This window comes from Variovorax nitratireducens, from assembly GCF_051216545.1.
GTDB lineage: Bacteria > Pseudomonadota > Gammaproteobacteria > Burkholderiales > Burkholderiaceae_C > Variovorax.
In genome coordinates this window covers 209,124-222,675 of record NZ_JBPJZO010000003.1, presented here as the reverse complement: position 1 = coordinate 222,675, position 13,552 = coordinate 209,124, and the positions used below count along the sequence as shown (strand labels likewise).

The 13,552-nt window shown below is 64.9% G+C and carries 12 protein-coding genes; 2 read left to right on the top strand and 10 right to left on the bottom strand.

The window, feature by feature from the left end:
* Positions 1–1,797, bottom strand: coding sequence for a glyoxylate carboligase (gene gcl, locus ACSFA8_RS10275; RefSeq protein WP_435479413.1), 1,797 nt, complete (start codon positions 1,795–1,797; stop codon positions 1–3).
* A gap of 119 nt (positions 1,798–1,916) precedes the next feature.
* Between gcl and ACSFA8_RS10270 the strand changes: the two genes are divergently transcribed.
* Complete coding sequence (locus ACSFA8_RS10270) at positions 1,917–2,831, top strand: LysR family transcriptional regulator (protein WP_435479412.1); 915 nt, start codon at positions 1,917–1,919, stop codon at positions 2,829–2,831.
* Between the two features lie 9 nt (positions 2,832–2,840).
* On the opposite strand, the gene ACSFA8_RS10265 is transcribed toward ACSFA8_RS10270, so the two are convergent.
* The 3 genes from ACSFA8_RS10265 to ACSFA8_RS10255 form a co-directional block, all read right to left on the bottom strand.
* Positions 2,841–5,078 carry an NADP-dependent isocitrate dehydrogenase gene (locus tag ACSFA8_RS10265; RefSeq protein ID WP_435479411.1) on the bottom strand — a complete coding sequence of 746 codons (2,238 nt, stop codon included), beginning with the start codon at positions 5,076–5,078 and terminating at the stop codon, positions 2,841–2,843.
* Between the two features lie 218 nt (positions 5,079–5,296).
* Positions 5,297–5,755 (bottom strand): putative immunity protein, encoded by a 459-nt coding sequence (locus ACSFA8_RS10260; RefSeq protein WP_435479410.1) that lies wholly within the window; start codon positions 5,753–5,755, stop codon positions 5,297–5,299.
* 35 nt (positions 5,756–5,790) lie between these two features.
* Positions 5,791–6,081, bottom strand: a complete 291-nt coding sequence (locus tag ACSFA8_RS10255) for a DUF1330 domain-containing protein (RefSeq protein WP_435479409.1) — start codon at positions 6,079–6,081, stop codon at positions 5,791–5,793.
* Positions 6,082–6,205: 124 nt separating this feature from the next.
* Here ACSFA8_RS10255 and ACSFA8_RS10250 point away from each other — a divergent pair, with 124 nt between their 5' ends.
* Complete coding sequence (locus ACSFA8_RS10250; protein WP_435479749.1) at positions 6,206–6,610, top strand: nuclear transport factor 2 family protein; 405 nt, start codon at positions 6,206–6,208, stop codon at positions 6,608–6,610.
* Between the two features lie 131 nt (positions 6,611–6,741).
* On the opposite strand, the gene ACSFA8_RS10245 is transcribed toward ACSFA8_RS10250, so the two are convergent.
* The 6 genes from ACSFA8_RS10245 to uraD form a co-directional block, all read right to left on the bottom strand.
* Complete coding sequence (locus tag ACSFA8_RS10245) at positions 6,742–7,023, bottom strand: hypothetical protein (protein WP_435479408.1); 282 nt, start codon at positions 7,021–7,023, stop codon at positions 6,742–6,744.
* 37 nt (positions 7,024–7,060) lie between these two features.
* On the bottom strand, positions 7,061–7,648 hold the full coding sequence (locus ACSFA8_RS10240) for a sugar transferase (protein WP_435479407.1): 588 nt from the start codon (positions 7,646–7,648) through the stop codon (positions 7,061–7,063).
* 346 nt (positions 7,649–7,994) lie between these two features.
* A complete protein-coding gene (locus tag ACSFA8_RS10235; RefSeq protein ID WP_435479406.1) occupies positions 7,995–8,972 on the bottom strand; it encodes a ferritin-like domain-containing protein in 978 nt (325 codons plus the stop codon).
* 234 nt (positions 8,973–9,206) lie between these two features.
* Positions 9,207–10,277, bottom strand: a complete 1,071-nt coding sequence (locus ACSFA8_RS10230) for an AI-2E family transporter (RefSeq protein ID WP_435479405.1) — start codon at positions 10,275–10,277, stop codon at positions 9,207–9,209.
* A 168-nt stretch (positions 10,278–10,445) separates the two neighbouring features.
* A complete protein-coding gene (locus tag ACSFA8_RS10225; protein ID WP_435479404.1) occupies positions 10,446–11,672 on the bottom strand; it encodes a M20 family metallopeptidase in 1,227 nt (408 codons plus the stop codon).
* 89 nt (positions 11,673–11,761) lie between these two features.
* Positions 11,762–13,552: a 2-oxo-4-hydroxy-4-carboxy-5-ureidoimidazoline decarboxylase gene (gene uraD, locus ACSFA8_RS10220; protein ID WP_435479403.1), complete on the bottom strand. Its 1,791-nt coding sequence runs from the start codon at positions 13,550–13,552 to the stop codon at positions 11,762–11,764.

Below are 13,552 nucleotides of genomic sequence, written 5' to 3'. Positions count from 1 at the left end.
TCAGTCGAGCAGCGCCATGGCGGCGATGGAAGTGGGCGCGTCCTCGCTGCGCTCGGCCAGGGGTTCGAACTCGTTGATGGCGTCGATCTCGGTGCCCATCGCGATGTTGGTCATGCGCTCCAGCATCACCTCGATCACCACCGGCACGCCAAACTCGGCCATCAGCGCTTCTGCGCGCTGGATCGCGGGTGTCATCTCTTCCTGCTTGCGCACGCGGATGCCCTTGCAGCCGAGCCCTTCGACCACCTTCATGTGATCGACACCGTAGCCAGCCTCGATGCCGGCGTCAGGCGCCGCGTTGATGTTGTCGAACGCGAGCTGCACGCAGTAGTCCATCTCGAAGCCGCGCTGGCTCTGGCGGATCAGGCCCAGGTAGCTGTTGTTCACCACGATGTGGATGTAGGGCAGCTTGAACTGCGCGCCCACGGCGAGTTCTTCGATCATGAACTGGAAGTCGTAGTCGCCCGAGAGCGCGACGATCTTGCGGCTAGGGTCGGCCGCGCGCACGCCGAGGGCGGCCGGGATTGTCCAGCCCAGCGGGCCGGCCTGGCCGCAGTTGATCCAGTGGCGCGGGTTGTAGACGTGCAGGAACTGCGCGGCCGCGATCTGCGACAAGCCGATGGTGCTCACGTAGCACGTGTCATGGCTGAAGTTGTTGTTCATGCACTGGTACACGCGCTGCGGCTTCATCGGCACGTCGGCAAAGTTGGTCTTGCGCAGCAGGGTCTTCTTGCGGTCGCGGCATTCGCCGGCCCACTTCGCGCGGTCGGGCAGGCGGCCCTCGGACTTCATCTGCTCGGCCACCGCAACGAACTGCAGGAGCGCGAGCTTCGCATCCGACACGATGCCGAAGTCGGGCGTGAACACGCGGCCGATCTGGGTCGGCTCGATGTCGACGTGCACGAAGGTGCGGCCCTTGGTGTAGACCTCGACCGAACCGGTGTGGCGATTGGCCCAGCGGTTGCCGATGCCGAGCACGAAGTCGCTCGCCAGCATCGTGGCGTTACCGTAGCGGTGGCTGGTTTGCAGGCCGCACATGCCAGCCATCAACGGATGGTCGTCGGGGATCGCGCCCCAGGCCATCAGGGTCGGGATCACCGGCACGCCGGTCGCCTCGGCGAAGCGAATGAGCAGGTCGGCTGCATCGGCGTTGATGATGCCGCCGCCCGCCACGATCAACGGCCGCTCGGCCGCGTTGAGCATGGCGATGGCCTTCTCGATCTGGGCGCGCGTGGCGGCGGGCTTGTACGGCACCAGCGGCTGGTAGGTGTCGATGTCGAACTCGATCTGCGCCATCTGCACGTCGAACGGCAGGTCGATCAGCACCGGCCCCGGGCGTCCCGAGCGCATCAAATGAAAAGCCTGCTGAAACACCTGCGGCACCTGCCCGGGCTCGCGCACCGTGACCGACCACTTGGTGACCGGCTTGGAGATCGACTCGATGTCGACCGCCTGGAAGTCTTCCTTGTAGAGCCTCGCACGCGGCGCCTGCCCGGTGATGCAGAGGATCGGAATCGAGTCGGCCCAGGCCGAGTAGAGGCCCGTGATCATGTCGGTGCCGGCTGGCCCCGAAGTGCCGATGCACACGCCAATGTTGCCGGCAACGGCCCGTGTGTAGCCCTCGGCCATGTGCGAGGCGCCCTCGACGTGGCGCGCGAGGATGTGCGCGATGCTGCCCTGCTTGCGCAGTGCCGCGTAGAGCGGGTTGATGGCGGCGCCGGGCACGCCGAAGGCCTGCGTGACGCCTTCTTTCTCCATCACGAGCACGGCAGCCTGCGCTGCGGTCATCTTGGCCATGGGGTGATCTCCTTGATCTGCTGGACTGATCCGACTGTAGGAAGGCGTGCGGTTCGGCAGAAGGGGGCGCCGAACCATAAAACCTATTCCGGAATGGAATAACTGGCTACCATCCGGCCATGGACAGACTGTTGGCAATGGAGATGTTCGTGCGCGTGGTCGAGACCGGCAGCTTCTCGAAAGCGGCGCGCGAGTTCAACACCACGCAGCCCACCGTGACCAAGCAGATCGCGGCCGCCGAGGCGCGACTCAAGGTGCGCCTGCTCAACCGCAACACCCGCGGCGTCAGCCTCACGGAATCGGGCGCGCTCTACTACGAGAAGTGCAAGACCATCGTGCGCGATGCCGCGGAAGCCGACAACATCGTGCAGCTGAAGCAGGGCCAGGCGCAGGGGCTGCTGCGCATCGGCACCTCGGTGGCCTTTGGGCGCCGCGTGGTCGTGCCGCTGGCGTTGGAGTACATGCGCCGCCATCCGCAGGTGCAGCTCGACCTGAGCTTCGAAGACCGGTACGTCGACCTGATCGCGCAGGGCATCGATGTCGCCATCCGCATGGGCAAGCTGGCCGATTCGTCGCTCGGCGCGCGCTTCCTGGGCATGAACCCGTGGGTCATGGTTGCGTCGCCGGCCTACCTCAAGAAGCACGGCGTGCCCAAACGCGCGCAGGACTTGAGCGCGCACGTCGCGCTCATCTACAGCAGCGTGGTGGGCGACGAGGTCTGGCGCATGCGCACGCCCAAGGGCGAGGCGGTCAACGTGGCGGTGTCGGGCCGCTTCCGCTCGAACAATGTGTCGGCGGTGCTGGCGGCTGCGCGCGACGGGCTTGGCATTGCGATGATGCCGCGCTACGTTGCCAGCGATTCACTGCTGCTCGGCAAGGTGCTCGAAGTGCTGGCCGACCACACGCTGGCCGAGCAGGAGATTCACGCAGTGTTTCCGTCGCCGAAGCTGGTGCCGGGCAAGGTGTCGGCGTTCGTCGCTTTCCTGCAGGGGCGCTTTGCCGAAGGCTGGTGGCAGGCGCCTTCCGGCAAGTGAGCCTTGCCCTCAGCCCGCTACGGCGGCCAGCGCCGCGTTGAACGTTGCGCTCGGCCGCATCACCGCATCCGTCTTGCCCACGTCCGGCAGGTAGTAGCCGCCGATGTCGGCCGGCTTGCCTTGCACGGCGGCGAGCTCGTCCACGACCTTCTGTTCATTGGCGGCCAGGGCATCGGCGAGCCGCTTGAAATAGGCGGCCAGTTCCTTGTCTTCGGTCTGCTCGGTCATGGCCTGGGCCCAGTAGAGCGCCAGGTAGAAGTGGCTGCCGCGATTGTCGAGCTGACCGGTCTTGGGCGAAGGGCCCTTGTTGTTGTCCAGCAGCTTGCCGGTGGCGGTGTCGAGCGCCTTGGCCAGCACCTTGGCCTTGGCATTGCCGGTCTTGATGCCCAGTTCCTCCAGGCTCACGGCCAGCGCGAGGAACTCGCCCAGCGAATCCCAGCGCAGGTGGTTCTCCTCCACCAGCTGCTGCACGTGCTTGGGGGCCGAGCCGCCGGCGCCCGTTTCGTACAGGCCTCCGCCAGCCATCAGAGGGACGATGGACAGCATCTTGGCCGAGGTGCCCAGCTCCATGATGGGGAACAGGTCGGTCAGGTAATCGCGAAGGATGTTGCCGGTGGCGCTGATAGTGTCCAGCCCGCGGATCACGCGCTCCAGCGTGTAGCGCATGGCGCGCACCTGGCTCATGATCTGGATGTCCAGTCCGGTGGTGTCGTGCTCGTGCAGGTACATCCGGACCTTGGTGATGAGCTGCGCCTCATGTGGCCGGTAGGCGTCGAGCCAGAACACCACCGGCATGCCCGAGTTGCGCGCGCGCGTGACGGCGAGCTTGACCCAGTCGCGGATGGCGGCGTCCTTGACCTGGCACATGCGCCAGATGTCGCCCGCTTCCACGTTCTGGCTGAGCAGCACCTCACCCGTATCGAGATCGGTGATGTTGGCCACACCGTCCTCGGGGATCTCGAAGGTCTTGTCGTGTGAGCCGTATTCCTCGGCCTGCTGCGCCATCAGGCCGACGTTGGGCACGGTGCCCATGGTCTTCGGGTCGAAGGCGCCGTGCCACTTGCAGAAGTTGATGATCTCCTGGTAAATGCGGGCAAAGGTGCTCTCGGGCATCACGGCCTTCACGTCCTTCAACCGGCCGTCGGCGCCGTACATCTTGCCGCCGTTGCGGATCATGGCGGGCATCGAGGCGTCCACGATCACGTCGTTGGGCGAATGGAAGTTCGTGATGCCCTTGGTGGAATCCACCATCGCCAGTTCGGGGCGATGCTCGTGGCAGGCGTGCAGGTCGCGCCTGATCTCGTCCTGCGTGCTTTGAGGCAGGGTGGCGATCTTGTTGTACAGGTCGACCATGCCGTTGTTGACGTTCACGCCCAGCTCCTCGAACAGCTTGGCGTGCTTTTCGAAGGCCTCGCGATAGAAGATCTTGACGCAGTGGCCGAACACGATGGGGTGCGACACCTTCATCATCGTGGCCTTCACGTGCAGCGAGAACATGACGCCCGTCTTGTGCGCGTCCTGGATCTGCTGCTCGTAGAAATCGAGCAGGGCCTTCTTGCTCATGAACATCGAGTCGATCACCTCGCGCTCGAGCAGCGAAACCTTCGGCTTGAGCACGATGGCCTTGCCGCTCGTGGTGATCAGTTCCATCTTCACGTCGCGCGCCTTGTTCAGCGTCATCGATTTTTCGCCGTAGTAGAAATCGCCGTGGTGCATGTGCGAGACGTGCGAGCGCGACGCCTGACTCCACTCGGCCATGCTGTGCGGGTTCTTGCGCGCGAACTCCTTCACTGCCTTGGGCGCACGGCGATCGGAGTTGCCCTCCCGCAGCACCGGGTTCACCGCGCTGCCGATGCACTTGTTGTAGCGCGCGCGGATGTCCTTCTCCTCGTCCGTCTTCGGGCTCTCCGGGTAGTCGGGAATCTTGTAGCCCTTGTCCTGCAGCTCCTTGATGGCGGCCTTCAGCTGGGCCACCGAGGCACTGATGTTGGGAAGCTTGATGATGTTGACTGCGGGCCGCAGCGTCAGCTGGCCCAGCTCTGCCAGGTTGTCCGGCACCCGTTGCGTTTCGGTCAGCACCTCAGGAAACTGCCCCAGGATGCGGGCGGCCACCGAGATGTCGCTGGTGGCGACGTCGATGCCCGCCGGCGCGGCGAAGGCTTGGATGATGGGAAGCAGCGAGGCCGTGGCCAAGCGCGGCGCCTCGTCGGTGAGGGTGTAGATGATTTGGGAGTTTCCGGCGGTCATGGCGGCTTTCGGCTGGCTGAACAACAACAACGCAATGTCACGAGATGGACGACGTCGCAAAGGGGCGCAAACTTTAACAAGTTGAGGCGCGGCGCGCACGGCATTGTGGGGGGTGGGCCGTGACTCGCCAGCCCCGGGCAGTTGTTGAGCGCCGTCGTCACGCCATGATTGACGTCATTCCATTGCGAGGCCGCCCATGAAAGAGCAGCGTTGGCAGCTCATCGCGCTGCGAGAGCGTCTGCAAGTTGCTCCAGTGTTGAGAGTTGCCAAGCCTTCTCGGGGATAAATGACTCGGGATCGCAGACTGCGCCATAGCCGCCGCCGCTGTAAACCACCGCGTAGGCGGCGTAATCTGCCGCCTGTACTGCCCGGCCGGCCAAGGCGTTTGCGATGGCATAGCTTGCCGATACGGCTGCGTGACCGACGCCGTCCAACGATCGGGAGCCTTGGTGCCGATTGGCCAGGGCGGCGGCCTCGGACACTGCCAGATCGAAAGTACCTCGATCTATTTGCCCCTTGACGTAGCCATCCAGCGTGTCGAGGCAGCGCGCGACAGTCTCATCCTCAAGCAAGTGACGGACGCGCTCGGCGCATTCGCAGGCAAACGCCAGCTTCAGCGCTTCAAAGTGCGCAGACGATTCATAAGCCTGCAGGGCTGAAGAAACCGCATCGGTCATGGCTTGTGGTCTGCAAAGGCTGACCCAGGGGTTGCTCAGGCCCCTTCGACGATCCGTAGATCCCGTTCGGCCCCGTCGCCCAGCGCGGCAAGCGCGGCCTGGTAGTCGGGGCTGTCATGCACGGCCAGAGCCTGCTCGACGCTGTCGAACTCGATCAACACGGTGCGTTGGAGCAAACCGTGCTCGTAGACCTTGGCGGGCAGGCCGCGCGCGAGAAAGCGGCCGCCGCCGGCAGTGATCGCAGGGCCGGCCAGTTTCGCGTACGCCGCAAGTTTGTCAGCGTCCCTGACGGCACGGTACGCGCTGACCCAATAGGCTTTTGCCATGGTGATTTCTCTTCAGTTGCGGAGCGAACAATATAGCTTGCCAGGACAACAACTGACCGTGTCAGGGCGCATGTCTATCAGTACACTGGCCACCAGCTCGAAGGCTCTACAGAGGTGCCTGATCATGCAAACGGTGATTCCCGAAATGACCACGGACGTGTTGCACGCATTTGCCGACGCGTGGAATCGCCACGATGTCGATGCTCTCATGTCGTTCATGACAGACGATTGCGTCTTCGAATCGTCTGCCGGCGCGGATGCCTGCGGCACCCGATACGTCGGCGGCGAGGCCGTACGAGCTGCTTTCGCGGAGGTCTGGGCAGTCTTTCCTGATGCCCATTGGGGGAACGCGCGCCATTTTGTCCACGGAGACCGGGGAGTATCGGAGTGGACGTTTACGGGAACACGGGCGGACGGAACTCGCGTTGAAGTTCACGGTTGTGATCTGTTTACTTTTCGAGCCGGCAAGATTCTCCTGAAGAACTCCTATCGCAAAAGCCGTCCGTCCCTTGCGGAGTCAACGCGATAACGCCCAACCCTTCGATTCACCAGATCGCCTTCGGCGCCCGCTGAACGCATCCGGTGAGGAACTGCCGAATGCGAGCTGGCACACCCCGGGGCGTCAGGCCGCCCCGACCCGGCTGCCAGCCGCGACGGTGCCTAGAAGGATGCACCCGGTAGAAGGCTCCTCTTGCCATTGAAGTTAAGTTCGCGACGTTCCTTGAAGTCCAGCATCCTTGTCTTTTGCCCGGCGGCCAGGTTGCCCAGATAGCTGACCGCATCTCTCTGATGGGACCAAGTCGCCGCGACCAGCTTCGGCGGACTCGATTCCAGATCAATGGCTACATAGCGACCGGCGGCGTGCCGATGAAACCCGATTGGAACCTCGATCCCGACGTTCCTGCAGTACTCCTCAATTTGCGCTCGGTACCGTTCAAACATGGTGCAGTCTCCTTGGAGCGAGGCAAGCGCGCGGCTGTCACGACGATCCGTCTCCACTCAGAACAACCCAAACGGTGCGCGCGAGAATCTTCACATCGAGCCACAGCGACCACTCCGCCGCATAGCGGGCGTCAAGCGCGACGCGGTCAGCGTAAGAGAGGCGGTTTCGGCCGCTCACCTGCCAGAGGCCGGTGATACCGGGCCGCATGTGGCAGTAGTGTTCCCAGCTCCGGCCGTACAGGCTGCGTTGTCGAACCATGCAGGGACGAGGCCCGACCAGGCTCATGTCGCCCTTCAACACGTTGAAGAACTGCGGTAGTTCGTCGAGGCTTAGTTTTCTGATCACGCGCCCGACGGGCGTAATGCGCGGGTCGTTTTCAAGTTTCTGGAACCTTTTCCACTGCGCCCGCGCCGCGGCGTCCCCCTCCAGATGTCGCGCCAGGATTTCGTCCGAGCCATTGACCATCGAGCGGAACTTGTAGAAACGAAAGGCGCGGCCGCCCTGACCCAGGCGGGTCTGCCCGTAGTACACCGGCCCGCCCAATCCGATCCGAACAGCCACGGCGACCGCCAGGTACAGCGGCCCAAAGAGCACGAAAAAGGCCAACGCTCCGACGATGTCCATTGCGCGTTTGAGCGCACGCTGGACAGGCGTAAGGCAGTACGGCGTAACAGGAACGACCGGCTCAGCGTCGCCGCCCGGGTACGACCAGCCCGGCAGGTGGGGCTGCACGGCGAAAGGGGAGAAATGATCCGGGCGCATGATGGGTCTCAGAAGGATTGAGGGGGGATGTGAAATATTCCCATATGCCTGCTTTTTCTCGCATCGGGCCACGTCTCGGTGTAAGACAAAAGCTCGCAGCGATGAAGTTGTCACCTCTGGTTGTGCCACTTCGCGGACGCTCTTCGCTGCGCGCGCCGCGTTTCCATCATGAACAAAGGCCCCGAAGGGCCCTTGTTCGATCAGCACGTCAGCGGCGCTCTCGCGCCGCATTCCTCAGATCGCGGATCTGGTCATGGTTGCGCTGGGCGCCATCGGCCTGCCTTTGCACCAGCGCCCGAACGTCGGCGGGAAGGCTCTGCTTGAGCGCCTTGCGGTAGCGCGCGATGGCGGCATCCTCGCCACGCTCGCACGACTCCAGGATGGAAAGCTCGCTGTCGGCGCCGACGCTGCCCTTGAGCTGAACCCAGCCGCGATGCAGCGCGCCGGCGGTCGTGCCACCTGATGCCGGTTCGCCGCCGTACTGCTCGACGAGTGCTTCCAGCTCGCCGGCGGCCTGTCGGCAGCCGTCGGCGCGGCTCGCGAACAGCTGCTTCGCACCTGCGGTTTTCACCTGCTCGGCGCAGGCGCGAAAACCGTACTCGCCGTCTCTGGCGTTCTCGAGCAGGTCGTTGAGGACGTCCACCACATCGTCGTCCGACAGGTCTTCGCGGTTCACGATGTCACTGCCGTTGGCCTGCTTGCCGTAGTAGGTGTCATCGGCGCGTTCCCAGGCTGCCCGGGTGGCGGGCTTTGCCGCAGCCCAGTCGAGGCCGGAGGAACCACGTCGGCTTTCCCATTCGTTCGCCAAGGCGGGCTCGACCTGATCGAAATCAGCGCCGTGCCGCGCGCGGCCCGACCAGCCCAGCTCGTAGGCAGGCCGGTAGTCGTCGTAGCTGCGCCGGGCGTCGTAGTAGCTTGCGCTGCGATGGTTCTCGCGCCAGTAGGCATCTTCGGCCGTTGGGTTCACGCCCTCGGCCGCGGCCTTGCCGCCCAGGCCGCCGGCCACGGCGCCGGCCACCAGGCCCACGACGGTGCCGACCGGGCCCGCCAGGGAACCCGCTGCGGCACCGGCGAGTGCGCCGCCGGTGGCGCCGATGCCGGTGCCGATCGGGTGCGCACCGGGGGTGCCGGTGATGGGGTCGCGGTTCGGTTCGCCGTTGCCGAGTTGTCCGTCGTCTGTTGCCATGTTGCTGTCTCCTGAAGTGTGCGGTGAGGGATCCTGCGTGCCTCTTGGTGAAGAGGCTGGTTCCCACTATGGACAGCGCGGGGCGGCCCCAAGTCATCGGGGTTGCATCAGTCTTGTAGGCGTTCGCCGGGTGCGGCCCGACGGCGATGCGCCGCGCTGAACTTCAGGAGACTGCCCACCTTGTGGGCTGATCTCCACCGTCCAGCAACTCCGAACGAACGATGGTTCGAGCACTCAGACCCCGGGCGCGTCGTCGTCCTGGTTGTTCGAAATCGCAAACAGGTCCCATGCCGCCATGAAAAGCGCGGCAATCACCGGCCCGACCACGAAGCCGTTGATGCCGAAGATCGACATGCCGCCGATGGTCGACATCAGCACGATGTAGTCGGGCATCTGCGTGTCCTTGCCGACCAGCACCGGGCGCAGGATGTTGTCGACCAGGCCGATCACGAACACGCCGACGAAGATCAGCACGCCGCCCTGCCAGAAGTGGCTCGTGGCCAGGAAGTAGATGGCCACCGGCGCCCAGATCAGCGCCGCACCCACCGCCGGCAGCAGCGAGAGGAAGGCCATCAGGACCGCCCACAGCAACGCGCCCTGCACACCGAGAAACCAGAAGGCCAGGCCGCCGATGGTGCCCTGCGCGATGGCGACGGCCACGTTGCCCTTGATGGTGGCCCGGATCACGGTGGTGAACTTGTTCAGCAGGTAATGCGTGTGCGGCTTGGCCATCGGCAGTGCATCGCGGATCGTCTTCGAGAGCGCGGCGCCGTCGCGCAGCACGAAATACAGCAGGTACAGCATCACGAAGAAGCTGACGACGAAGTCGAAAGTGTTTTGCCCTATGGTCAGCGCCTGGCTGGCCACCACCTGGCTGCCCTGCGCCGCACCTTCGGAGATGCGTTTTTGCCAGGCGGCCATGTCGCCGAGGTTGAAGCGCTCGAGCAGGTTTAGCAGCCAGCGCGGCGTGGCATCCAGGATCTGCTGGAAGTACGCCGCGAAATTGATCTGGCCCGAGCGGATGTTCTGCGTGACCAGCGCCACCTCCTGCACCAGCGAGACCCCGATCATCGCGAGCGGAAGAATCACGATCACCAAGCAGATCGTCAGCGTGGCGAGCGCGGCGGCGTTGCGCCGGCCCGGCATCTTCTTGAGCAGCCGTTTGTAAAGCGGCGTGAACAGGATCGCGAACGCCACGCCCCAGAGAACCGCGCCGAAAAACGGCAGCAACACCCAGATGAAAGCGGCCGTGACAGCGGCCAGTAGGGCAAGGAAGACGCCGCGCTGGAGTTGGGGAGAATTCATAGGTGATTGCACTGTAGCCGAGGCTCGGCGCGTCGCACCGGGCGTGCCACCGGCATGAGGGTCGCGCGCAGGCGGGCCGGCGTCGGGCGCGGCCACGCCTTCGACCGGTACAGAGTGGCGGCCAGCACCACGCGATGAGTCGCCGGTGCCGGCAACGCGCCCCGTTGATCAGCCCAACAGGTCGGCCAGCGTGCGCGCAATCACCTTGGTGGCGCGGCGCAGGTCTTCCAGTTGCAGGCGTTCGTCGCTGCGCTTGGCATGCGATTCGAGCACGGTGCGCGGGCCGGCGCCGTAGATCACGCCGGGAATGCCGGCCTCGCTGTACAGCCGCACGTCGGTGTAGAGCGGCGTGCCCATGGCCTTGATCGGCTCACCGAACAGTTGCTGGCCGTGCTTCTGGATGGCGTCGACCAGTGGCTTGTTGCCGGCCAGCGGCTGCATCGCGTTGGCGAGCAGCAGGCGCTTGATGTCGACCGTGATGCCGGGGCTCTGCGCGGCCGCGTCGGCGATCACCTGGCGGATGTTCGCTTCGACCTCGACCGGGTTCTCTTCCGGGATCATGCGGCGATCCAGCTTGAACACGACCTTGCCGGGCACCACGTTTGTGTTGGTGCCGCCTTCAATGCGGCCGACGTTCAGGTAGGGGTGGGTGATGCCCTCGACCTTCGACGTGACCTGCTGGTAGAGCGCGTTCTGCGCGTAGAGCGCGTTCAGGATCTTTATTGCGCCCTGCAGCGCGTCGACGCCGGTGGTGGGGATGGCGGCGTGCGCCATCTTGCCGTGCACCGTCACTTCCATCTGCAGACAGCCGTTGTGCGCGGTGACGACCTCGTAGCTGAAGCCGGCTGCGATCATCAGGTCGGGTTGGGTCAGGCCGTTCTTGAGCAGCCAACCGGGGCCGAGAATGCCGCCGAACTCTTCGTCGTAGGTGAAGTGCAATTCGACGCTGCCCTTGGCCGGCCTGGCGACGGCTTCGAGCGCGCGCAGCGCAAAGGTGAAGCTCGCGAAGTCGCTCTTGCTGACCGCCGTGGCGCGGCCGTAGATGGCGCCGTTGTCGATCTCGCCGCCATACGGGTCGTGCGACCAGCCTTCGCCCGGCGGCACCACGTCGCCATGGGCGTTGAGTGCGACCGTCAATCCGGCGGCGCCGTACTTGCGCCGCACGATCAGATTGGTGATCGATTCGAGGCCGTAATCCTTGACCTCCTGCGCTGGCACGGCATGCTTTTCGGCCTCGAAGCCGAAGTCCTTCAGCAGTTCGGCCGTGCGCTCGGCGTGCGGCGCGTTGTTGCCGGGCGGCGTGTCGGTCGGCACCTGGATCAGTTGCTGCAGGAACTTCACTTCATCGTCGAAGTGGGCGTCGATCCAGTCGTCGAGAGCGTTGTAGTCGTTCATAAGGCGGGCGTTGGGCTGTTCTTTCGGGAGACACCGCGGAACCGGCTTTGCCGGTCCGCCGGTGTCGCCCCCTTGAGGGGGGAATCGCGCTACACGAAGTGAGCGAGAAACGGGGGTGGGCCTATCCCGTCGAGCAGAAGCTGGAACGCCTCGACTGCCAACTGGATGTCGTCGTTGGTGCTCGATTCGAGCGGGTTGTGGCTGATGCCCGAATTGATGCCGCGTACGAACAGCATCGCCTGCGGCATCACCTCGTGCAGCTTCATCGCGTCGTGGCCGGCACCGCTGGGCATGCGGAACAGCGGAATGCCGAGCGCGTCGACTGCCTTCTCCCAGCGCTGCTGCCAAGCCGCATCGCTGGGCGCCGCGGCGGCGCGCATGGTTTCTTCGAGCGTGTAGCGCACGCTGCGGCGCTCGCAGATTTCCTTCAGCGCGGCCAGGATGTCATCGACCAGGCGGTCGCGCTGCGCGTTGTTCGGCGCGCGGATGTCCAGGCTGAACCTGCATGCGCCCGGCACCACGTTGATCGAGCCGTTGGGCACCTGCAGCATGCCGACGGTGGCAACCGAGTCTCCGTCCTTCGCAGCGCGCTGCTCGGCGAACAGGATCAGCTCCGCCATCGCCGCGGCGGCGTCGCGCCGCCGATCCATTGGCGTGGTGCCGGCATGGCTGGCCATGCCGATCACCTCGCCCACGTAGCGCACGCTGCCGTTGATCGAGGTCACGATGCCGAGCGGGTAGTCGAGCTCGGTGAGCACCGGGCCCTGCTCGATGTGCACCTCGACGAAGCCGAGGTATTTGGACGGGTCACGCCGGATCTTCGGAATGTCTTCGGGCTTCAGGCCGGCACGTGCCATGGCATCGCGCATCGTGATGCCGTCGGCATCCTGCTGGTCGAGCCAGGCGTTGTTGAAGTGGCCGATCAGCGCGCCCGAACCGAGAAAGGTGGCCTTGTAGCGCTGGCCTTCCTCTTCGGCAAAGCCCACGACTTCGAAGGCGAACGGGAGGCGCCGGTTCTGCTTCTTGAGTTCGCGCACGCAGGCCATCGGCACGAAGATGCCGAGCCGCCCGTCGTACTTGCCGCCGTTGCGCACCGTGTCGTAGTGCGAACCGGTCAGCAGCGTCTTCGCATCGGGCGTGCTGCCTTCGTAGCGCCCGACCACGTTACCGACCGCGTCGATGTGCACCGTGTCGAAGCCGCATTCGCGCATCCAGACCGAGATCTGCGAGGCGCACGCGCGGTGCGCGTCGGTCAGGTAGGTGACGGTGAGCTGGCCCAGCTCGGCATAGCCGGGATCGGTGTGCACCGAGAGCTGCTCCTGCCAGTCCCACACGTCGTTGCCGAGCGTGAGATCGCGGCCGAACTTGTCGTCCAGTCGGATCTCGGCGATGCGATGGATGTTGCGCAGCGCCTCGCCGAGTTCGAACGACGGATGGTGATGCAGCCGGCGCTCGAAGGTCGCGATGATCTCGCTCTTCGCAAGCCCGGTGCCGCGCGGCCCGCGCACCGCCAGGATGAACGGAAAGCCGAATTTCTCGCCATATGCCTGGTTGAGCCCGCGGATGTGGGCGAGCTCGGCGGGAGTGCAGTTCGTGAGGCCGGCCTTGCCCTGTTCGTTGGTCGATTCGGCCGTCAGCGTGTTGCTTTCCATCGCCTTGCCGGCCAGCTCGGGGTGGACGCGGATCAGGCCGATCTGCTCGTCGCTGTCCGCACGCTGCAGCACCTGCACCATCGCCAGCTTCAAGTGCGCGAGCGAGCGAAACGGCCGTGCAGCCAGCGCGCGCTCGGCCACCCAGGGTGAATGCTCGTACACGCCCTCGAGCAGGGCCACCGCTTCGGCCGCCGGGGCGGCATTCAGTTGTTGGAGGGTGAGCGGCAT

Excerpts from the sequence above, each read along its gene's own strand:
- ACSFA8_RS10260 (WP_435479410.1), bottom strand. The coding sequence starts at position 5,755 with ATGACCGATGCGGTTTCTTCAGCCCTGCAGGCTTATGAATCGTCTGCG.
- uraD (WP_435479403.1), bottom strand. The coding sequence starts at position 13,552 with ATGCCGCTCACCCTCCAACAACTGAATGCCGCCCCGGCGGCCGAAGCG.
- ACSFA8_RS10230 (WP_435479405.1), bottom strand. The coding sequence starts at position 10,277 with ATGAATTCTCCCCAACTCCAGCGCGGCGTCTTCCTTGCCCTACTGGCC.
- ACSFA8_RS10235 (WP_435479406.1), bottom strand. The coding sequence starts at position 8,972 with ATGGCAACAGACGACGGACAACTCGGCAACGGCGAACCGAACCGCGAC.
- ACSFA8_RS10270 (WP_435479412.1), top strand. The coding sequence starts at position 1,917 with ATGGACAGACTGTTGGCAATGGAGATGTTCGTGCGCGTGGTCGAGACC.
- ACSFA8_RS10240 (WP_435479407.1), bottom strand. The coding sequence starts at position 7,648 with ATGGACATCGTCGGAGCGTTGGCCTTTTTCGTGCTCTTTGGGCCGCTG.
- ACSFA8_RS10265 (WP_435479411.1), bottom strand. The coding sequence starts at position 5,078 with ATGACCGCCGGAAACTCCCAAATCATCTACACCCTCACCGACGAGGCG.
- ACSFA8_RS10245 (WP_435479408.1), bottom strand. The coding sequence starts at position 7,023 with ATGTTTGAACGGTACCGAGCGCAAATTGAGGAGTACTGCAGGAACGTC.
- ACSFA8_RS10255 (WP_435479409.1), bottom strand. The coding sequence starts at position 6,081 with ATGGCAAAAGCCTATTGGGTCAGCGCGTACCGTGCCGTCAGGGACGCT.
- gcl (WP_435479413.1), bottom strand. The coding sequence starts at position 1,797 with ATGGCCAAGATGACCGCAGCGCAGGCTGCCGTGCTCGTGATGGAGAAA.
- ACSFA8_RS10250 (WP_435479749.1), top strand. The coding sequence starts at position 6,206 with ATGCAAACGGTGATTCCCGAAATGACCACGGACGTGTTGCACGCATTT.
- ACSFA8_RS10225 (WP_435479404.1), bottom strand. The coding sequence starts at position 11,672 with ATGAACGACTACAACGCTCTCGACGACTGGATCGACGCCCACTTCGAC.